12 protein-coding genes are annotated in these 22,843 nt (G+C 44.9%); 9 read left to right on the top strand and 3 right to left on the bottom strand.

Going from position 1 to position 22,843, the window contains the following annotated elements:
- Positions 1–130 precede the first annotated feature (130 nt).
- From EWU21_RS03860 to EWU21_RS03840, 5 genes are all read left to right on the top strand, one after another.
- Complete coding sequence (locus EWU21_RS03860; RefSeq protein WP_130895495.1) at positions 131–3,202, top strand: beta strand repeat-containing protein; 3,072 nt, start codon at positions 131–133, stop codon at positions 3,200–3,202.
- Between the two features lie 180 nt (positions 3,203–3,382).
- Positions 3,383–3,985, top strand: a complete 603-nt coding sequence (locus tag EWU21_RS03855; protein WP_130895494.1) for a hypothetical protein — start codon at positions 3,383–3,385, stop codon at positions 3,983–3,985.
- Positions 3,986–4,010: 25 nt separating this feature from the next.
- A complete protein-coding gene (locus tag EWU21_RS03850; protein ID WP_130895493.1) occupies positions 4,011–6,644 on the top strand; it encodes a beta strand repeat-containing protein in 2,634 nt (877 codons plus the stop codon).
- A gap of 220 nt (positions 6,645–6,864) precedes the next feature.
- The gene (locus EWU21_RS03845; RefSeq protein ID WP_130895492.1) at positions 6,865–8,898 is read left to right on the top strand and encodes a hypothetical protein; all 2,034 of its coding nucleotides are present in this window, start codon (positions 6,865–6,867) and stop codon (positions 8,896–8,898) included.
- Between the two features lies 1 nt (position 8,899).
- On the top strand, positions 8,900–12,664 hold the full coding sequence (locus EWU21_RS03840) for a beta strand repeat-containing protein (RefSeq protein ID WP_130895491.1): 3,765 nt from the start codon (positions 8,900–8,902) through the stop codon (positions 12,662–12,664).
- Positions 12,665–12,666: 2 nt separating this feature from the next.
- On the opposite strand, the gene EWU21_RS03835 is transcribed toward EWU21_RS03840, so the two are convergent.
- Positions 12,667–14,196: an ADP-ribosylglycohydrolase family protein gene (locus EWU21_RS03835; RefSeq protein WP_130895490.1), complete on the bottom strand. Its 1,530-nt coding sequence runs from the start codon at positions 14,194–14,196 to the stop codon at positions 12,667–12,669.
- Positions 14,197–14,260: 64 nt separating this feature from the next.
- On the opposite strand from EWU21_RS03835, the gene EWU21_RS03830 reads away from it, so the two are divergent.
- The 3 genes from EWU21_RS03830 to EWU21_RS03820 are packed head-to-tail and all read left to right on the top strand — an operon-like array spanning position 14,261 to position 20,053.
- Complete coding sequence (locus EWU21_RS03830) at positions 14,261–16,183, top strand: FG-GAP-like repeat-containing protein (protein WP_161566469.1); 1,923 nt, start codon at positions 14,261–14,263, stop codon at positions 16,181–16,183.
- Between the two features lie 37 nt (positions 16,184–16,220).
- The gene (locus EWU21_RS03825) at positions 16,221–17,555 is read left to right on the top strand and encodes an FAD-binding protein (RefSeq protein ID WP_130895488.1); all 1,335 of its coding nucleotides are present in this window, start codon (positions 16,221–16,223) and stop codon (positions 17,553–17,555) included.
- Between the two features lie 20 nt (positions 17,556–17,575).
- Positions 17,576–20,053: a TonB-dependent receptor gene (locus EWU21_RS03820; protein ID WP_130895487.1), complete on the top strand. Its 2,478-nt coding sequence runs from the start codon at positions 17,576–17,578 to the stop codon at positions 20,051–20,053.
- On the opposite strand, the gene EWU21_RS03815 is transcribed toward EWU21_RS03820, so the two are convergent.
- Positions 20,050–20,715: a 5-oxoprolinase subunit PxpA gene (locus EWU21_RS03815; RefSeq protein WP_130895486.1), complete on the bottom strand. Its 666-nt coding sequence runs from the start codon at positions 20,713–20,715 to the stop codon at positions 20,050–20,052. The genes EWU21_RS03820 and EWU21_RS03815 overlap by 4 nt on opposite strands.
- 185 nt (positions 20,716–20,900) lie before the next feature.
- Here EWU21_RS03815 and EWU21_RS03810 point away from each other — a divergent pair, with 185 nt between their 5' ends.
- The gene (locus EWU21_RS03810; RefSeq protein ID WP_130895485.1) at positions 20,901–21,269 is read left to right on the top strand and encodes a four helix bundle protein; all 369 of its coding nucleotides are present in this window, start codon (positions 20,901–20,903) and stop codon (positions 21,267–21,269) included.
- A 457-nt stretch (positions 21,270–21,726) separates the two neighbouring features.
- Here the strand turns inward: EWU21_RS03810 and pdhA are convergent, their stop codons facing one another.
- A complete protein-coding gene (pdhA, locus tag EWU21_RS03805) occupies positions 21,727–22,737 on the bottom strand; it encodes a pyruvate dehydrogenase (acetyl-transferring) E1 component subunit alpha (RefSeq protein ID WP_130895484.1) in 1,011 nt (336 codons plus the stop codon).
- Between the last annotated feature and the right edge of the window lie 106 nt (positions 22,738–22,843).

Raw genomic sequence — 22,843 nt, 5'->3', positions numbered from 1 at the left:
CTTTTCGGGGTATCAAAACAACTCAAATTTTAATTAATCGTTTATTGATGGGTTTAAGTTCAACTTTGTGTCAGTTGTCATAGCTTAAATTGTGAGAGCTATTTTACTTTCATCCATCTGATCGATTATTATGAAAATACGCTTATTCTTTGTTCTATTATTTATTTCAGTCGTAGCGAATGCCCAAAAAGGAATCTCCTACCAAGCCGTCATCCTAGCACCAGAAAATATCGAGGTTCCCGGATCTGACATTACAGGTCAACCGCTAGTGAATGGAAATGTCTCTGTAAAATTTGTCATCATTTCCGGAACGAATATCCAATTCGAAGAGGTGCAACAAACTAAAACGGATGCCTACGGCTTAGTCAATTTGACTATTGGATCTGTAGCAAGTACCATTTTCAATTCCTTGTCTTGGGATGCGAATCAAAAAACCTTACAAGTATTTGTCAGCTTTAATGATGGAGCCTCCTTTACAAAAGTATCAGATCAAAAATTAACGTATACTCCTTATTCGCTCTATGCTGAAACGGCGGGCAAATTAGGTAGTACCTTAGCTATTGCAGGCGGCGGAACGGGTGCAACAACGGCCGTAGGAGCGAGAGCCAATTTAGGTTTAGGGAATGTGGATAATACCGCAGATGCTGATAAGCCGATTTCAACAGCCACTCAGGCGGCTTTGAACTTGAAAGCGAACGTGGCTGATGTGAATGCAGCACTAGACTTAAAAGCGAGTGCTGCGATGCTAGCGGCTCACATGGCCATAACTGTAGACACGAGTATGCTTGCGACGAAGGCAGCGCTAACGGACTTAAACAGTTATGCGCTTATTAATTCCCCGACGTTTACGGGCACCGCGAGAGCTGTGACGGCAAGCCCAAGAACGAACTCAACACAAATTGCGACGACTGCTTACGCTGATGCCGCTGTAGCAGCCGCAACAGCCTCATCTGGTGTTGCAGATAATTCAATCACAACAGTTAAAATTGCGAACAGTGCAGTGACGGATGCTAAAATCGCATCGGTAGCCGGAAATAAAATAACAGGTGTTGTTCCGATTGAAAGTGGAGGAACGGGCCAAAGATCCGTAGGAGACGTAAGAGGTGTTTTAGGTCTTTCAAGTAATAATGTCGCCATCGGCTCTCAAGCGGGAACACCTAATCAAGGTGTTAATGCAAATACGATTGCTATTGGAGGTGGTGCAGGTAGAGGAAATCAAGGCGGAGGTTCTGTCGCTATTGGTTATGTTTCAGGAGACCAAAACCAAGGGGCTAATAGCGTTTCCATCGGAAGTAACACAGCTCAATCAGCTCAAGCAAGTCAAGCTGTTGCGCTAGGTTTTGCGGCAGGTCAATATGGACAAGGCCAAAATGCCGTAGCCATTGGTTCATTTGCCGGAAACAACGCTCAAGTAGCTAATAGTATTGCATTGAACGCAACCGGAACAAGTTTAAACCCAACCAATGCGGGGTTTTATGTCAATCCCATTCGCTCCACAACAGCCACATCGAATGTTTTGTACTATAATTCATCAACGAAAGAAGTGACTTCAGGAACAGCACCCTCAGGCACATCGATTACCGCCGGAACTATTTCAACCACTTCGAATCCCAATGGGCTAAGTATTACAGACGGGGTCTTGAATTTATCTCCCGCAAATGCTACTAACGGCGGTGTTGTTACGACGGGCTCCCAAACTTTTGCAGGGGCAAAAACCTTTAGCTCAGATCTTTCTATTAGTGGTAAATTAGGTCTAGGCACTGCTACCCCTAATGCAGAATCATCGGTGGATATTGCGACCGCTTTACCCCTCATATTACCTAAAATGGATCAGTCGCAGGTTAATGCTATTGCAACACCTGTTGCTTCTATGTTACAATTTAATACCAGCTCTAAAAAGATGCAGGTATATAAGGAATCTAACGCGAGTACGTCCTCGGTTTTTGGAAATACGACACTCAGTAATGGAGCCACCTGTCTACGTGGAAGCGGGGAACTTTGGTTTCGTCCCACTATTTCAGGTACCATCACGCAAATTGAGTTAAGTGCATTTGGCGCTGGAGAAGTGGCTTCTCTCGTTATTAATTCAAACTATTCAGGGGCATCACCTTCGCCTGTTCTTTTAGGTACGTCTAACTCTCTTACAGCAGTAGATGGATGGAATACCTGGACATTTGCTACTCCAGTACCTGTTGTGGCTAATACAACGTATTTTATTACCTCGACTGATGCTAATCGCTGTCTAGGCGTAAGATGGTCTAACTCTGGAGAGGATACGACGACAGGGAATGTGAGTAATTATGGTTATGGCAATCCCTTAAATTCCTACGATCCTGCTTCTAGAATTACGGTGGTAGTTCCAGCTACAAATGGTTGGGTGAACTTGCGGGATGATGTAGCTACGACGAACCTTAGTACTGAAGTAACGAATGTGTTGCCTTTAGCTAATGGTGGAACCGGATCCTCAACTAAGAATTTTGTGGATTTAACCTCTGCACAAACCGTGGCGGGGACTAAATCATTCTCAGGAAATGTGGTAGTGGGGGCCTCTTCAGGAACAGGAACTTCCGCGGCATTGGAAGTTAAATCGACTACCCAAGGTTTATTGTTGCCTAGATTAACTACGACACAGCGCGATGCCATTGCTGCACCTTTAGCAGCTGGATTATTGATTTACAATTCTACAGCAGGTAAAGTACAAGCGTATGCCGAGGCGGAGGGAACGCCTGCTACTCTTGCAAATGTGGGATCTTCACCAGCCGGGTTTTATGTTAGTTATGATTATAATCTCTGTTTATCGTTTACGCCTACAAGTAATTGGAATGTCAGTAGTTTTTTGCTTGATGTTCAAGGGGTAACTGTGGCTGGAAATGTAACGTTAGGACTCTACAGTGGTTTGCCTGGATCAGGAACTTTATTAGGTTCTCAAACCGTGTCTACGTCTACATTTAGCGGCGGACAAATAGCCTTTAATTTTAGTACCCCTATTGCTGTACCTCAGGGAAGTTGCTACTGGAAATTAAGTGCTGATAATACGGCATATATGTACATGCCTAGGTTAGGCCAGTTTAATGATGGGGTAAATGAGGGTTTTACTGCTCTTCGAAATGACAATTCAATTATCGTGAATATCCCATCGTATAGTTTTCCGTTTTCGATGGCTTACACCCCTTTAATTGGTTCTTGGAATAACTTACACTAAAATAATTCTTCATCTACAAATCATGCGAAATCCTCTGCCTTGGCGGAGGATTTTTTGCGTCTAGAGCAAAAAATACGATTTGTTTCAATTCGGGGAATTAGGACAAGTCCTGTGTTCTAAAAATTCTTTTCCGTACTTCATTGAACTAATATTGTTCTTACAGATTTAAAATCAAGTTCTATGAAATTCATTTTTACCCTCCTCATCACCTTATTTTTCGTATCCTCGCTACAGGCCCAAACCTGGAATTTAGAAGCAGGAAACAACATCACCCGATACGTTTTTACGAATTCTTCAGGCAATAATCCTGATTTTTTGAAGTCGAGTTCTGGCCTTCATTTATCGCTCTCGCGTGAGAATAAATTATCGAAGGCGTTTGTATACGATGTGGGTTTGGCCTACAATCAATACAATAATGTGGGCGATGTACAGAACATCCCTTTTTCTTATCAAGCTGATTTTATGGGCTTGACTGGTGGCATCGGGCCCTCTTATACGGGATTACATGGTTTGACTGTTTCTGCCAAAGCTTCAGCAGCCGTCCAAACCCTAATGAACGGCACTCAGTTTCTACAAAACCGCTACCTCGATTTAGCGGATGACGATCAATTTAGCGGCCTGAAATTCTCGGTAGGTTTTACCTTATCGATCACGAAAAAAGTCAACGATCAGATTTCGGTTTACACTTCTTTTCAACACCTAGATACGAACACTTTCGGTTCATCGACACTGAATTTCGTTCCCTCTACTTTTAGTTTTGGCCTTAAAATAGCCACAAAATAATCCCTCAATCATCTGTTCTATTACTATGAAAAAATTATTACTCCTTGTTCTATTATTTATTTCAGTTGTTGCAAATGCCCAAAAAGGAATATCCTACCAAGCAGTCGTTTTAGACCCGGCCTCCATCGAGTTGCCCGGATCTGACATTACAGGTCAGCCTTTAGTCAATGGAAATGTCTCTGTGAAATTTGTCATCATTTCCGGAACGAATATCCAATTCGAAGAAGTGCAACAAACTAAAACGGATGCGTATGGTTTAGTGAACCTAACGATCGGTTCGGTAGCTAGCACAGCATTCAATGCGGTAAGCTGGGACGCGAATCAAAAATCCTTGCAAGTATTTGTTAGCTTCGATAACGGAGCCTCTTATACTAAAGTGTCTGACCAAAAATTAAGCTATTCGCCTTATGCTTTATTTGCAGAAACAGCAGGGAAATTAAGTACGACCTTAGGGATTACTGGCGGCGGAACTGGTGCAACAACGGCCGTGGGCGCAAGAGCTAATTTAGGTTTAGGGAATGTGGATAATACGGCAGATGTTGATAAACCGATTTCAACAGCTACGCAAGCAGCGCTAGATTTAAAAGCAAATGCGGTGGATGTCAATTCAGCTTTGGCATTGAAAGCAACGGTAGCAGCGCTTGAAGCTCATATGGCCATTACAGCTGATACGTCGATGCTAGCGACGAAAGCGGCTTTGACAGATTTAAATGACTATGCGCCTATTAATTCCCCTACGTTTACGGGTACCGTTTCCGGTATCACGAAGTCGATGGTGGGATTAGGTGCTGTGGATAATACCTCCGATGAGTCAAAGCCTATTTCAAGTGCTACGCAAGTAGCTTTAAGTACGAAAGCACCTCTTGCTTCGCCTACGTTTACGGGCATCGCGAGAGCTGCGACGGCAAGTCCTAGGACGAATTCAACACAAATTGCGACGACTGCTTATGCTGATGCCGCTGTAGCAGCCGCAACAGCCTCATCTGGTGTTGCAGATAATTCAATTACAACAGTTAAAATTGCGAACAGTGCAGTGACGGATGCCAAAATCGCATCGGTAGCCGGAAATAAAATTACGGGTGTTGTTCCAATAGAAAGTGGAGGAACGGGCCAAAGATCCGTAGGAGACGTAAGAGGTGTTTTAGGTCTTTCAAGTAATAATGTCGCCATCGGTTCTCAAGCGGGAACGCCTAATCAAGGTGTTAATGCAAACACGATTGCTATTGGAGGTGGTGCCGGAAGAGGGAATCAAGGCGGAGGTTCTGTCGCTATTGGTTATGTTTCAGGGGACCAAAACCAAGGGGCTAATAGCGTTTCCATTGGTAGTAACACAGCTCAATCAGCTCAAGCAAGTCAAGCTGTTGCGCTAGGTTTTGCGGCAGGTCAATATGGACAAGGCCAAAATGCCGTAGCCATTGGTTCATTTGCCGGAAACAACGCTCAAGTAGCTAATAGCATTGCATTGAACGCAACCGGGGCAAGTTTAAACCCAACCAATGCGGGTTTTTATGTCAATCCAATTCGCTCCACAACAGCCACGTCGAATGTTTTGTATTATAATTCAACAACGAAAGAGGTCACTTCGGCAGCAGGTGGCTTTGTGGATTTGACAACAAATCAAACCATAGCGGGGTCAAAGACCTTTAGTTCAAATATTTCTGCCAATGGTGTTTCTGTAGGTCGCGGAACTGGAAACAATGATGAGAGTGTTGCTATTGGACAAGGAGCAATGAGTTCTTCTAATGTAAATGGTAAACGAAATACGGCTGTTGGAGCTTTCGCGATGGCGCGATATAATGGTACCGCTTGGGATAATAATACCAGTATTGGTTACAATAACTTGCCTAGTATGACCTCCGGTTCTGGTAATACTTCGGTAGGGGCAGAGTCAATGATGTCCTTAGTAACTGGCCAAGAAAATACCTCTATCGGTAATCAATCACTTATTAATGTTACCGGAAATAATAATGTGGGTGTAGGAAAGAGATCAGGTCAGACGATTACATCCGGAGGTCAAAATACCATCATCGGAACTGATGCTGACGTTTCTTCTGCTACATTAAGTAATGCCTCTGCTCTTGGATATGGAGCACAAGTGACAGCAAGTAATAGTATTCAATTAGGAAATACATCAGTAACGAATGTGAAGACCAGTGGAACAATAACAGCCGGGGCCGTTACATATCCGAATTCGGATGGATCAGCTGGGCAGGTATTGGTAACAGATGGAAGTGGGGTACTTTCTTGGACAAATTTACCTTCAACTGGTGGTGATACTTATACTGTAGGTCTTAATGCTAGCCTTGGAGGTTATGTAATTTACGTAACTCCTGATGGGAAGCATGGAGTTGTGGCAGAAATGACTAATCAAAATGTGGGTGGCATATCGTGGTACGGTGCAAATAATGCTATAGCTGTTCCTACAAACCATAGTACAAACGGGAAGAATTTTATGGATTGGCGATTGCCATCAAAGTATGAGCTATATTTGATGTATCAAGCTAAGGTAGCTCTTCTAATGACGAATGATGACCATTGGAGTGCTGCAGAGCCATATAGTGGAGCTTTAAATGTCTTGAACTTCAATTCTGGAACTTGGATTGACAAACCAAAAGATACTCAACCACATGCTTTAGTCCGTTCAGTAAGGACTTTTTAATGTAAATCGGTAGGTAAAATTCAAGTAATTTCACCTGATATTTTTAAGGGAAGTCCAGTCGGGCTTCTCTTTTTTGTTCTAAATTAAAAAATCCCCTCTCCCCCTTTGCCCTCTGCAAAATCCTAGTACCTTTGTTCTCAACACAATACCATCAATTTATATTCGTATTGCTTCTTAACCACTAATAAGCAATCTGTACTGTTCTATTATTAGATTGCTTATGAAAAATTATTTCATACTTGCAGCCTTGCTGTGCTGTTTCTATGGTGCTCAGGCACAAACTCCTTTAAAGTCGATTAATTACCAGGCCTTGATTGTTGATCCGGCCGCCATTGAATTACCCGGTAATGGGGTTCAGGCGCAGCTGTATTTGAACAAGGATATTTGGGTGAAGTTTGGGATTTATGCGGGGAGCACTTTGCAGTTTGAGGAGTTGCACAAGACGAAGACGGATGCGTATGGGCTGATTAATTTGGAGATAGGGGCGGGGGATAATACGAGTGCAGCCGGGACTTTTGCCAGTTTAAATTGGGGCGGTCCGGTGAAGAAATTGGTGACGCAAGTGAGTTTTGATTTGGGTGCCAAATACACCGAGGTCAGCAATCGCGGCCTAAATTACTTACCCTATGCGCATTTTGCAGAGGAGGCTGGAAAGTTGAGTGGCACGTTGCCGCTTACCTCTGGCGGAACGGGTGCGACCACAGCCGTGACAGCGCGTGCGAATTTAGGACTAGGTAATGTGGACAACACGGCGGATGTGGACAAGCCGGTGTCTGGCTTGGTTTTGGCCCAATTAAACAACAAAGAATCCCTCCTAAACAAATCCACTTCGATTCTTTTAGATTCTACTTCTCAGGTAAAATATCCATCCGTAAAGGCGGTGAAAGAGTATGTAGATAGTCGTTCGGCGAATTCGAGCGTCGCAAATCAGGCGAGCTCTGCCAATTTAGCTACGAAAGCCACGGCCTTAGAAACGGCCCGTACGATTAATGGAGTTGCTTTTGATGGGTCGTCTAATATTTCTATTCCGGTGGATGCAGCGGTGTTAACGGGAATTATTCCGTTGGAAAAGGGCGGAACAGGAGCTACGAACGCGGCTGTGGCACGAACTAATTTAGGACTTCGAATCGGACTAGATGTACAGGCTCCATTAGTAGCGGGGGTGGATTATCAAAGTCCCTTACGGCCGGGAATTGATGTGCAAGTGCCCCTAGTTTCTGGGGTCGACTATCAAGTGCCATTAGTGGCGGGAGTAAACTACCAAACCCCTTTAATCGCCGGTTCAGGCATTACACTCACTGGAAACACCATCCAAGCCACCGGTTTAACCACAGCTAATCTTTCCGCCACCGCCAGCATTACGAATGGCCAATTAGCCAATAATCAAATTACCCTAGGTTCTACGAGCGCTATTTTAGGTGGAACCTATTCCAGCATGTCCGGATTCAGCTCCCTAAGCGCAACGACTTTCATAGGAGACCTAAGTGGAAATGCGAGCACCGCAACAGCGGCCTTGACCGCAAATACAGCTAACTCAGCATCGACCGCGACAAGTGCCACTTTCGCGACTGCCGCAAACACCGCCACCACTCTTTCCTCCCCCCAAACTATCTTCGGCTACCCCTTCGACGGAAGCGCCGCGATTACAGGAATTATTTCCCCCGCCTTTGGAGGAACTGGAATAAACAATGGTAGCAAAACGATCAGTTTAGCGGGCGACCTCGTGACTTCTGGGAATTATTCCACGACGATAAACATTGCGGGCGTCACGAATATTACGCTTCCCACTTCGGGTACCATGGCCACGCTAGCTGGCACGGAAACGTTGACGAACAAGACCTTTGTGAATTCGAGTTTAACCGGCACGTTAACGCTGGGAGGAACGACGTTTCCATCCAGCCCGGGTGCCATGGGTCAAGTCCTGAGTTTAACCTCCTCCGGAGTGGCAAGCTGGACAAGCGCTTTGAGAGACGGTTTTGACGAGACCACCGCCACCGGTTCCACGGGGAATTTAGTCGCGGTAACAGCTGGTCAAACGAATTTTACTTTGACGCAAACGCCTACGGCGACCACTAAGCTGAAGATGTATGTGAATGGTATTTTGATCAGCCAAAACGCTTACAGCTACAAGACCACGAGTGCGTTTACGACGACGGCTACGGCGCCTACGCCTTTTTTGGCCTATGTAACCGCAAACAATGGCTCCTATGTGATTGCCCTAGGAGATCGCATTCAATTTGTTTATTCGTACTAGGATGAAGAAGCTATTCATTCTATTCGTGTTTTTTGCACTGAACCTTCAAGCGCAAAATAGCAACCTATCCATCATCGCCGGTGCCACGAGTGGAGGAACCTGGTCGCCGCTATTATCCTCTGCCACCACCCAAACGACGTATACCTTCACCCCTAATGCAGACAATGCAACTGTCAGCACGGCAGAAATAGACGATTTAATGCGAGTGAAAATTAGCAACGTCATCATTCATACGGCTTGTGCAGGCTGTACTCAGCTGGGCCAAATCGATTTTAATACGACGCTGAGTTCCTACAACCAAAATAGCCCTACCTACAACAAAACGCTCACTTTCAGCGCGGCCTCAGACGTAACGATACTTAATGCCATTTCGATGCGCAGTACCGCCTCTAGCAATACAAACAAAGGTTCGCTAAGCTTAGTGATCAACTCATCTGGAAACATAACGGTGACAGCGGATATTTCGATGACGAATGTAAGGGAATCCTATGCTTCCGAAATTATAAACGAGGGCGGTTCTGTTACGCTCAATTCGACGGCTGGGGCAGTGAAAGTGACTGGGAATATCAATTGCAGTGGGAGCACTAATTTAACAAATCCAGGTCTCTACAATGGAACGGGTGGCTCGATCACCATCAAAGGTCCAGCTGGCGTGAGTGTTTCTGGGACCTTATTTTCGACGGGCAGGATGTATTCTGCGGGGACCATCACGATTTTAGATGGAAACACAAGTGTAACGATGGGCGGGGCGAATGATGGTATAAGCGGCCTCATAAAGGGGGGAGCTTTTAAGAAATTGGGTTCTGGAATCCTGAAGTTAAGCGCGACAAACAATGCCGTAACCTCTTCTGAGCTGGCGGATGGAACCTTGCAATTAGCCGGAGGGACGGCTTTACCGGACTATAATACGCTGACTTTTACGGGGGCAAACACGACCTTGGATTTAAACGGAGTTTCGGAAACGATTGGTTCGATTGCCAGTGTAAATGGATATGGTAAAGTGACTAGCAGCGTAGCGGGGAATATCACGTTAACGGTGGGCTCGAGTAATATGAATACGGTGTATACCGGTTTGATAGAGGATGGGCTGGGCGTTTTGTCTTTGGCCAAATACGGAGAATCTTTCTCCCTCGGAAATGCCACCCACAGCCAAGCGAACACCTACACCGGTTTGACCACGATCTACGCGGGAACCCTAGCGATTTATAACAGCCGTTCCTTAGGAAGTACGAGTGGAGGGACGATCGTCAGAGGGTCTGGAAAATTAGCCTTGTACAACAACATCCAGGTGGGGGCGGAGGATTTAGCCCTGAATGCCTCCGGTGTCACCTTATCGAACGAAAGTGGGAATAATAGCTGGGATGGCCCCGTCTCCTTAGGCCAAAACACCACCCTGAATAGCACCGCCGGTACCCTCTCTTTAACGCAGACGATGACAGGAAGCAATGTTTCCCTAGTCACGACGGGCGCTGGAGCTATGACGATCAGCGGAACCTTAACTTTAGGGACAGGTGGCATTACGAACAATATGGGCACTTTTTCCCTTTTCTCTGCCGGTATTTACAGCGGAGCAACGACCGTCTCGAGTGGCATTGTACACATTCGAAATAGCGGATCCTTAGGTTCAGGCGCGGTCACCGTGGCGCTGGGAGGAAGCCTGCAGTTGCAGGGGGGGATTGCTATACCCAATACCCTAAGTTTGAAAGGCAGAGGCCCCCTCGGGACTGGTGCACTCCAAAGCGTGGCTGGGATAAATGCCGTGAACGGTACAATTACTTTGACGGTTGACGCACGTATGAATGCGGATCTAAACAGCCAGTTAAACATAAATGCGAACCTTAGCGCAGGAGCCGCCGGCCTAACCATAGGGGGAGCTGGAAATGTCCTTTTGAATGGTAGTTTGACGGGAAGCGGGAGTCTGGTGAATACGTGGGGGACGAGTCCAATTGGACTCTATATAGCCACGAGTTTGATTAAAGATGGCACGGGATCGCTGACATTAAATAGCGTAAATAGCTATACCGGAGCAACGGTTTTAAGTGGCGGTTTTGTCCTATTAGGGGCATCCGAAGTGATTGTGAATAGCTCCGCATTTTTATTTAATGGGGGGAGTTTGCAAACGGGAGGTTTTTCAGAAACCGTGGGTACTGTTTCCGTTTTGGCCAATGGCTCCACCATCGAATTAGGGGCTAATGCCCATACGCTGCGATTTGGCCCTAGACAATATTTGGACTACAAAAACCTGATCATAAAAGGCTGGCTCGGCACAGCTGGTAGCGCCGGAACCGGTGGCCGAATTTTCATAGAGCCCAGTCCACTGCTAAAACGGTCAGAGTACGAACAAGTCAAATTTACCTATTATACCAGCCTTAAGAATTGTCAACAATTAAGCACAGGCGAATTAGTGATTAATGCAGTTACGGTAGGCAGGAATTCCAATGTTCGTTTCACGACCAGCCCTACCTCTGGGGGAACATGGAGCGATAATATATCTACTCTTTCCGGCGTTCCATATGTATATTTTACCCCTACAGCGGATAACGCGAATATAAATGTGGCAGACATTGATTTGATTATGAGAATAAAGCAAACTTCTCCTAAGATTGCAACTACCTGTCCAGACTGCACGCAGTCCGGGTTAGTCGATGTGAATACGCCTCTTAGTACCTATAATGATAGGGGTCCCAATGGAACTAATTCGCTGGAGATCAGCGCTGCTAGCGACATAAATATCGACCAGCCCATTTCTATGGGTTACCCTAGCGAGTATGCTGGAATTGCAGGATCCCTAATTTTGGTAATAGGTACGCCTGAAAATATCTATGTAAATGCGGATATTTCCATGAATGCGAATCCGGTAAATTACGCTGCGGGGATTAATTTAACTAAAGGAGGTAACGTAAATATGAGCACGTATACAGGGTCTATTTATGTAAATGGGGATATCAATGTGGGGGGAGCCATAAACATACTAAATCCAACTCAAAATTCAGGAACCGGAGGCACGATCTCATTGAGTGGCAAAGGCGGGATGAGTATTTATGGGAAATTAATGGCTGGCGGCCGATATGGAGGCGAGGGAACGGTGAACTTGACGGCAGATAATCCAGTGGTGACGTCAGGACATGGAGCAAATGATGGCGTGATGGGGGTAATTTCTGGACGATACTTCTATAAACGAGGAAATGGAACACTTTTGTTAGGTGCTGTGAATCAAATGTATACCGCTTATATATACGATGGCACTTTGCGGGCAGGTGTAGCCTCAGCGTTTCCTCCCTACTGTTATCTCTATTTAGTGGGGGGTAATTTACACGATGGGGGATTTAATACAACTTTTGAAAAACTCAACTCAGAACAAAATGCAACAATTACCCTAGGCAATACGGCTCATACGATGCGCTTTTCTTATATGGGTAATGTTTCCTCCGTAACGTTGCTGACGTTTGTGGTGAGTGATGGTACGGTAGCAGATGTAGGACTTACGGCTTATGGCGCTCACACGGCTAGTTCAACTGCATTTGTCAATGTGTTTGGTAAAAAACAGAGCGCTTTCATAGGTGGAGTAAACCGTTTTGGTACGGTATTATCAACGGTACTAGGCTCTGTAGCTAATCCTGTTCGCGTGATTATGGGTTATGATTTAGATAGTTACAAATTAGCTCGGTATCAATTCTATAATGCAAGCCTGGCGAAGTATTATACTGCCACGACAAAGCCCTATGCTGCCAATACGTGGGAATTATTACCTTTAGCCCCTAAATAAAATTAATTTCCTAATCTGAAATACTTTTGATTCGTCGCTAAAAATGGCTTCTCTGCATAGACGATGGCATCGAATAATTTGCAGTCATATCCCGCCACCTTGTTTAACACTTTCAGCTTCACGTGGTGTTTCCCGGTCGCTAATTTATACTTCCAGGTGATCTCGTGGCGTCTCGTTGTGAAGGCCACAGGGAGTTTTACTTTTTCGAAAAGCTTGCCGTCTACAAAGACTTCTAGGTCAAAAGTCCCTGCATCTAATGACGCCCATTTCGCGGTTTCGCCGCGCACCACGAAGCCATTTCCTTCGAAGTCGAAGTCATATTCGTCGGTTAAGTTTTTACCGATGTTAATCTTCTCCGTAGGGAATGAATGGTCGAAACTTTGTTCGAAAGCCACCGCTTTAGGGGCAGAGTATGGGATGCTTACGGCGTTTTCAGAAACGCTTCCGCCGTTATTTTTGATATTTTGCAAGGCGTGCTTGAACCCGATTTCATAGACGTCATTTAGCGAAGTGGAGGTGTATTTGAAGTCGATGTCTTCCGCCTCTTGTAAGCCTAATTTCCAGTAAGCCGGTATCTTATCGTATCCAATCATCGCACCTAAAATTCCAGCTGCAGATGAAGGATTGCAATCCGCATCTTGTCCACAGCGAGTGGAGATTTCAATCGTTTTGCCAAAATCTCCATTCCCATACAATAGCCCTATCACCACATACGCGGAATTCACGGTCGCGTCGATGTTAAACGGAGCGAAAACGCCGTCCGGACAACCGATGTCGTTCGCCCATTTGTTTTGGACTTCTAACCAGGTTTTTGTCCAGTCGTTCGGGTATTGTTTGTGCCATTTGATGACATCGGAGATGCATTTGTAATATTGGCTGTTCGCTGGGATGGTTTTCAAAGCTTCAGCAACGACCTTGTTAATGTCGTTGTTAATGAATGCTAACGTATAGCAGGCCCCTAAATACACCCCACCATAATAGCCATCGCCATAGTTCATGATGTGCCCGATTTTATCGGAGATTTTCGAAGCCGCATTGGGCATACCTGGCGACATTAAACCGGCAAAGTCGCATTCTATTTGGTAATCGATACAATCCGCGTGCGGATTATTTTCCCAGTATCCAGACGCTGGAGGCATCATCCCTTTCAAGATATTATAGCGACCTGCCTGATTTGCATGCCAAAGCGCATAACCCGCATTCGCATAGGCCTTCGCGTGTGATTCGATAGGCGCATTCAATCCCTCTTTCTCAAAAACCTCCACGAATGTCAAATCCATATACAAATCATCGTACAATCCCGGATTATTAATCATCGTATTTTTTAGATAGCCATCGTACCACGGAATCGGGTGGTAGGAATTGATCATTGTTCCGTTATAGCGAAACTCGACAGGTCCGCCAAAAGTCACGCCGATCGTTTGGCCAGCCCAGCCTCCCTTGATTTTATCTTTCAAAACGGCTTTGCTCATCGGGATATTTTGCGCTTGTGTCGCGAAGGCTAGCAAGCATAGGAAGGCTATTTTTTTCATAGTTTGACAGGTTAATCCCTGTAAATTACCATTTTATTTTCAAAATCTGAATACCTTTATGGTGATGAGAAAAAGGCTGATCGTCTTGCTGTGTCTTTTATCGCTTTCTTTGAAAGCGCAACAAATCTCCTTTGACCAAATCACCAATCTCCCTGTTACCGGATTAAAGAATCCGTGGGCTGGCGGAATGAATTCGGTACAGTTTTTCCTCCTCGATCTCGATGGAGACGCGCGGGAAGATCTCGTGGTTTTCGATCGCAGTGCGCAACACCTGAAGACTTTTTTACGGAATTCCTCCGGTGGTTTTACGTATTCCCCCGGCTATCAAAAACGTTTTCCACTCATCGAAAACTGGATGAATTTGTTGGATTACGATGGAGATGGGGACAAAGATCTGTTTACCTCCACTCCGGGTGGGATACAGGTATATCCGAACCTAGGTAATAACTTCCCTAAATCACTCGGTACTTTGAAATCAACCGGCCTCAATGGCCTCATCAATATCTACGTCAGTGCGACGGATATTCCTGCCATTGCGGATATCGATGGGGATGGAGATTTGGATATTTTAGCCTTTGAATCTGCGGGGCATTTTATCACGTATTATGAGAATACGGGAGACTTGAAATACGTCACCAAATCCTTGAATTGGGGTAATTTCTATCTGAATGATTGCCAAGATATCACGTTCGGGCTGGTTCCGGAATCTGTTTTAAGTACTCAGTCTACAGCGGCGGTTCAACATGCCGGAAGTACGTTAGCCCTTTGGGATCCGGATAAAAATGGCATTTATGATCTGATCATAGGGCATGTGAACTGTTCTAGCTTTCTATGGATGAAAAACGAGGGGACTCGTGCAAAACCTAAGTTCCGTTCGGCCGATTACAATTTTCCTACCGGGGCACCTCATAGCGTTCCATCTCTTGCCAGCGGATCACCTATCGATTTAGATGGCGATGGCATTCTGGATTTAATCGCGTCGTCTCATTTGCCAGATTTGAATCCGGCTTTGGAAACGGTGTCTTACTATCGGTCTGAAAATGGCGCTTTGGTGTTGAAAACCAAGGCCTTTTTACAAGAAGAAATGATCGACGTGGGAGATAATGCCTCGCCTGTGTTCTATGATGCGGATAATGATGGCGATCTGGATTTGTTGATTGGAAGCGCTAGTGTCACTTTTTATGAAAATGTGAATGGGGTACTGTCGTTTAAATCGAGGGATTTTTTAACGCTTGCCGGAGCTTCCTCGGTACAATTACAAGTAGTGAATGGTCGCCTGATGCTGTATTATGTAAAGGGTTCGTCGGTGTATTATCGGGCCTATTCAGCGGGTCAGCTGGGGGAAGAAAAGGCTTTGAATGTGGTGAGTCTCCGCGAAACGCCCCGTCTTTATGACATCAACCAGGATGGATCGCTGGAACTCGTGGTTTTGGATTATTTAGGGGGCACACGGGTGTATGATTGGTCGGATTTGGCCAAACCTTATCAGCGTCAAGAAACCTCTTTCCGAGGTATAGCCTATGCGGACATCACCGGTGACGGCAACGCAGAGCGAATCACCGTGGACTCTTCTGGTTATCTATATGTATCTGGTTTGGGATTGGAAGTGCAACGCTTGCCTTTTCAGGTAGGCCAAAATGCGCAAATCACCACCGCCGATTTCAATCGCGATGGTAAAGTGGATATCGTCGTAGGATTAGCCTCTGGCGGAGTACAATTATTCCAAAACACCTCGGACATTATCGTTCCCTCGGAGGAATTGTATGTGTGGCCTAACCCTTCCACATCGCTCATTAATATTCGAGTGAAAAATGCAGGAACTTTACAGTGGTTTGATATTTCTGGACGCGTTTTAGGCGGTGCGATTTCGGTCGATGCAGGGGAAACCTTGCGCATTCCTGCGCCGTTGCCAGGGGCAGGAAATTATTTATTGAAATATGAGTCTGCCAAAGGTTTCGTGACGCAGACGGTTTTGATTTTGCCTTAATTTGGCTAAATTCAAAAAACTAAACCTATCAAACTCGATGAATCGTCAAGAATTCTTGCAGAAATCTAGCCTATTAGCGCTAGGGTCCACTATTTTAGCCTTTAGTAGCTCATTTAAAACTCCCGATACAGGCCTCACAAACTGGGCTGGTAACCTACGTTATTCCGCTAAAAATGTCGTTTATCCGACCACAATAGAAGAATTGAGAGCCAAAGTATTGAAAATTAAAGGGGGAAAAGCGCTTGGATCACAGCACTCGTTCAATACCGTAGCTGACACCACAGAAACCTTGATTTCAACGTCAAAGCTAAACAAGGTATTGTCGATAGATAAGGATAAAATGTGGGTTTGGGTGGAAGGAGGAATCAAATACGGCACACTTGGATTATACATTGATGAGCGGGGGTATGCCATTCATAATTTAGCGTCATTGCCTCATATTTCAGTGGCAGGAGCTTGTGCTACAGCGACTCACGGCTCTGGTGGTAAGACGGGGAATCTTTCTTCGGCTGTTCGAGCAATTGAATTAATGAAGTCGGATGGAACGTTGGTTCAATTTGACCAAACTAATCCGGAGTTTTATGGGGCAGTGGTCAATATAGGAGCTCTAGGAATTGTGACAAAACTAGCCCTAGCCATTCAGCCTACTTTCCAAGTGACGCAAGAAGTATACGAAAATTTACCTATGAGCGCTTTAGAGCATCATTTTGACGAAATTTATGCTGCTGGCTATAGTGTGAGTATGTTCACCCACTGGCTCGATAAAAATATTAACCAGGTGTGGGTGAAGAAGAAAGTAGGGGATGTGGTACCTAAAACGAATTTCTACGGTGCTACCCCAGCGACGACAAATTTACACCCCATTAAGGTCAACTCCCCAGTGAATTGCACGGATCAAATGGGCGTTCCAGGGCCCTGGTACGAGCGTTTACCTCACTTTAAAATGGGTTTTACGCCGAGTAATGGAGCTGAATTACAAACTGAGTTTTTTGTACCCCGCGAAAATGCATACAAGGCTATAATGGCAGTGGAAAGCTTGCACGAGATCATTTCACCCGTTTTGTTTGTGACAGAAGTGCGCAGCATAGCGGCGGATGAGTTGTGGTTAAGTCCAGCATATAAAAAAGAGGTGATCGCGATCCACTTCACGTGGAAGCAAGAAGTGGAGAAAGTGATGAAGGTAATTCCACAGGTGGAGGCAAAATTAAGCCCATTGGGCGCGATGCCGCATTGGGGTAAAATCTTCACCATGCCGGCTGCCGAAGTGCAAAGTCGTTACCCTAAATTCAAGGATTTCTTAGCCCTAGCGAAGAAAATGGATCCACAAGGTAAATGGAAAAATGCGTTCTTGCAGCGAAACATTTATAGCTAGTTAGTGGTTACCTGCCTATGATGAAAAATGTCCTTTTATTGTTTTTGTTTTCTTTTTCGGTTTTGGCCCAAAACAACGGACGCATCTCTGGAAAAATCGTTGATCAATTAACCCAAAAACCGATTGCTGGAGTTTCTGTATCGCTCGATGGTTCAACAAAAGGCGTAAATGCAGATGATAAGGGAACGTTTCGTTTAACAGGTTTGGCATTAAAAACCTATAATATTTCCTTTTCCGCAGTAGGCTATGAGAAATACACCGCTTTTAACGTGATTGTCAATGCGGGTAATGAAAATTTCTTGAACATAGAATTACTCCCATCAAACCAACAATTAACGGAGGTCGTAGTTACCCAAAACCGCCGCACCGCTAAAGCCGCAACCCTCGAATCCCCGCTCAGCGTTCAGCGCTTAACCGCAGAGGAAATCAAAAGTAACCCAGGCGGAAACTTCGACGTCAGCAAAGTAATTCAAACCCTACCCGGCGTAGGCGGAGGCCCACAAGGCGGAGGCTTCAGAAATGATATCATCATCCGTGGCGGAGGCCCGAACGAAAACGTCTATTACCTAGACGGTATTGAAATTCCCGTATTAAATCACTTCCAAACCCAAGGCAGCAGTGGAGGCCCACAGGGAATGCTAAACGTGTCTTTCATTGAGGATGTGAAGTTGAGTTCTTCGGCCTTTGATGCGCGTTATGACAACACCCTAAGTTCTGTTTTTCAGTTCAAACAACGCACGGGGAACCCCAATAAATTCCAAGGAAATGCGCGTCTAAGTGCGACTGAATTCGCTTTAACGACAGAGGGGCCACTTTCTAAAACAGGTAAAACCACGTTTTTAGCCTCTGTTCGCCGCTCGTATTTGCAGTTCCTTTTTCAAGCTTTAGACATTCCCATTCGCCCAAATTTCTGGGACGGACAGTTTAAAATCACGAAGCAAATTAATTCAACAACCACCTTGTCGTTGATGGGATTGGGGGCGATTGATGACTTCTCTTTTGGGACACTAAAAAAAGCCACGCCAGAGAAATTATATATTTATAATTCAAATCCGCTGATCAATCAATGGAATTATACGCTGGGGATGTCGTTGAAGAAGTTATTGGATAATGGCTATGTGAATGTCGCTCTTTCAAGAAATGTGTTTGACAATAATTTCTTGCGTTATGAGGACAATTTAAAGAAAGATCCGTCGCAATTAAACTTTGATTATGCCTCACGCGAAACGGAAAATAAGTTGCGCGTGGATGTGAACAAAAATACCAATGGCTGGAAGATCAACTATGGCCTTTCTGCGCAATTCGTGGAATATGCGAATAGTACCTACCAAGTTTTGAATAATACGACGGCGAGTCCTGCGGTGCGTTTAGCTTATCCTACGACCACTATTTCATATACAAGCCCGTTGAATTCGCTCTGGAAATACGGTGCGTTTGCACAAGTTTCGAAGACCTTTTTTGACGCCAAATTAGGTCTAAGCGCTGGCCTTCGTACCGATATGAATAGCTTCACAACGACGGGAATGGACCCTTTGGAAACGATCTCTCCTCGTGTTTCAGCTAGCTATGTATTATCTGAAAAATGGACCGCAAATGCTTCCGTGGGTCGCTACTTTAAATTAGCGCCGTATACGGTTTTAGGTTATGCTACCAGACCCCCTTATTACTTGATGAGTTCTAGCTTTGCGCTTCTTCAGCCTAGCCTGGTGAATCAAGACGCGAAATACCAGCAAAGTGAACACTATGTAACTGGATTAGAATACTTACACGATGAATCTTTGCGTTTCACGGCGGAAGCCTTCGTGAAGGAATATGCGAATGTGCCTATTTCAAACGCTAAGGGGATATCTTTAGCAAATTTAGGGGGAGACTTCAACATTCTAGGTAACGAAGATGTCACGACTACGGGTAAAGGTCGTGCCTATGGTTTTGAGTTATTCGCCCAAAAGAAATTGACCGACAAATCGTTCGGAATCTTGTCTTACACCTATTACCGCAGTATGTACAGTGGTTTTGATGGCAATTTAATCGCCTCCAGCTGGGATAACCAACACTTGTTAAGTGTGACATGGGGCTATAAATTCCCGCGCAACTGGGAGTTAGGTCTTCGTTTTCGTTACCAAGGAGGCGCACCCTACACACCTTATGATGAAACCACATCTAAGTCAAGTTACCTGACTTTAGGCCAAGGAACCTTTGATTACTCGCGTCTCAATACACAACGTCTACCGAACTTCCATTCGAGTGACGTCCGTATCGACAAGAAATACAATTTGAAGAAAACGACCATCGATTTGTTCTTAGACGTGACCAACTGGTACATCGCCGTGAATCCAGGAATTCCCACGTATACTTTCAAACGTTTAGAGGATAATTCAGCCTTTGCGACGACGAATGGTTTACCTATTGCGAAAGACGGGAGCAACGCCATTCCGATCCAGTTCTTAAATGATCGGGCGCAAGTAACACCTACGATTGGATTTATTGTGGAGTTTTAAGACTTTGTATAGCGCTTCGCTTTCAGTGCTTTCGCGAACTCTAACGCATGTGGGCCGTCACCGTGGATACACCAGGTGTCGGCCTTTATTTTTTCCACCTGATCTAGCACATCTTGTATTTCTGTAAAGCAAGCCCCTGGTTGGCTGCGTGGAGTTAAGGAACCATCACTTTCATAGCGACGATCGGCAAAAGCCTCTTCTGCTGTTTGTAGACCCATTGCCTGTGCGACCTCGATCGACTGGCTGCCTTTCAGTCCGAATAAGATTAAGTCTCCACTCACATCCTTTACCGCTTTCGCAATAGCCTTTGCGACATCAGGATTTTTAGCCGAAGTATTATACAAAGCACCGTGTGGCTTCACGTGATTTAGCGTTCCACCTGCAGTTTTTACGATTTGATTCAGCGTCTCTATCTGCTTTTTCACCAGCAAATAGATCTCCTCTGGGCTCAGTTCGATTTCTTTTCGCCCAAAATTCTCTCGATCTAAATAGGACGGATGCGCCCCCATTTTCACTCCGTGGCGAATACATAATGCTACCGTTTCGCGCATCGTAAACGCATCCCCGGCATGAAATCCGCAGGCAATATTTGCTTCGTTGATGTAGGGCATGAGTGCGGCATCATTTCCAATGCCTTCGCCGAGGTCGCAGTTTAGAGTCATATTTAGTCGCTGCTTCGCAGCTTAGTCAAAGGGTCATCGCTGCGCGATTTAGTCACGACTGCGTCGTTTGGTCATCGCTGCGCGATTTAGTCACGACTGCGTCGTTTGGTCATCGCTGCGCGATTTAGTCGTTTATCAAGTTGCTGTTACAATAATAATTAAAAATCGTGTAATCTTGATGAATTATGAGAATATACCATTTTGAAGAAATTGAGGCTTGGAAAAAGTCTCAAATCGTCGCAATTGAGATTTATAAAGTACTTCAGTTAAATGTAGATTACGGATTTAAAAACCAAATCCAGCGGGCTGCAATCTCCATTTCTAATAATATAGCGGAGGGTTTTGAAAGAGGTTCAGATGCGGATTTTCGACGCTTTTTGTTTATTGCATTAGGGTCATCTAGTGAGGTAAAATCGATGCTTTATATTGCTTGCCAGTTAAACTATATAACACATGAACAGGCTAATCAATTGCAAAAAGATCTGGTTGAAATTTCTCTACTGATTAAAGGTTTCATTCGAATTCTTGATAAAAGCGGCCATCGATTGAATTGACTAAATCGCGAAGCGATGACTAAGACGGAGTCGACTAAGCTGCGAAGCAGTGACTGACGCAGTCCTGACTTAGTCCGTAGGACGACTGTCGCGAAGCGACGTAAAAAAAGCCTGCGTTTCCACAAGCTCGTTCATTTAAAATTCTGGTAGGCCTAGCCTAAAATGATGTCTTTTTTCATGAGATGGGGTTTTAATACTATTAAACCTTCGTTAAAGGTACTCATTAATTTTTCAATTGATTATATCTCCCATCCCATTTTATCAACTAATTGAAAAGCAACAAAAAAGCTCATCCGACTTTGCGAATGAGCTTTTACTTAATGACTAAATCGCGAAGCGATGACTAAGACGAAGTCGACTAAGCTGCGAAGCAGCGACTTTTTGACTAGGCTGCGAAGCAGCGACTAAACGACAAAGTCGTGACTAAGCCGCAGGCGACTTAGCTGCGGAGCAGCGCCTACTCTTCTATAAAAGGATAATTCTCTTCGACATACACATCTTTGTAAGCCTCTGATTTATCTGGGAATGGAGATGTTTCTGCGAAATCAACTGATTCTTGAACTAGAACCTTGATTTTAGCATCGATCTCGTCTAATTCTGCTTGCGTTAAGATATTGTGCTCTAAGATCGTGTACTTCACCTGTTCGATTGGGTCACGGTCTTTGTAAGCCTCTACCTCTTCTTTAGAACGGTATTTCTGTGGATCAGACATGGAGTGACCTCTGTAACGATATGTTCTGAATTCTAAGAAAGTAGGACCTTCTCCTGCACGAGCACGAGCTGCAGCACGTGAAACTGCCTCATGGACCGCTTCCACATTCATCGCGTCTACTGGCTCCGATGGCATATCATATGCCTCACCGATTTTGTATAATTCGGTTACGTTAGAGGTACGTTCTACGGAAGTACCCATCGCATAACCGTTGTTTTCAACGACGAAAATTGCCGGTAATTTCCAAAGCATCGCCATGTTAAATGCCTCGTGTAAAGCACCTTGACGAGTAGCTCCGTCACCAAAATACGTGATAGATACGTTACCTGTTTTCTTGTATTTTTCGGCGAAGGCAAGTCCAGCTCCCATCGGGATTTGGGCGCCTACGATACCGTGGCCTCCTACGAAACCTACTTCTTTATCGAAGATGTGCATTGAGCCACCTTTTCCTTTAGAAGCGCCGGTGATTTTACCGTATAATTCCGCCATAATTGCGTTAGGAGAGGTTCCTAAGGCCAAAGGGATACCGTGATCACGATACGCTGTGATGTATTTATCACCTTCAATCAGGGCAGATTTGGAACCAGAAGAACAAGCCTCTTGTCCAATATATAAGTGACAAAAGCCTTTAATTTTCTGCATTCCGTACAACTGACCGCATTTCTCTTCGAATTTGCGTTGTAATTGCATGGATTCGTACCAATACTTGTAAGTCTCTTTAGAATACTTGGGCGCGTCTGCGTTTTTCTTTGCCATCTTCTTGATAGAATATTTTTAAAGCGGTAAGCCAGCATTAATTCCAGCCTATATGCCTGCAAAATTAGTACAAAATCTTTATTTTTACACGCTTTTAATCGCATTC

This window comes from Aquirufa antheringensis (assembly GCF_004307425.1).
Lineage (GTDB): Bacteria > Bacteroidota > Bacteroidia > Cytophagales > Spirosomataceae > Aquirufa > Aquirufa antheringensis.
The sequence above is the reverse complement of the archived record's forward strand: the minus strand, read 5'-3'. Positions and strand labels throughout refer to the sequence as shown.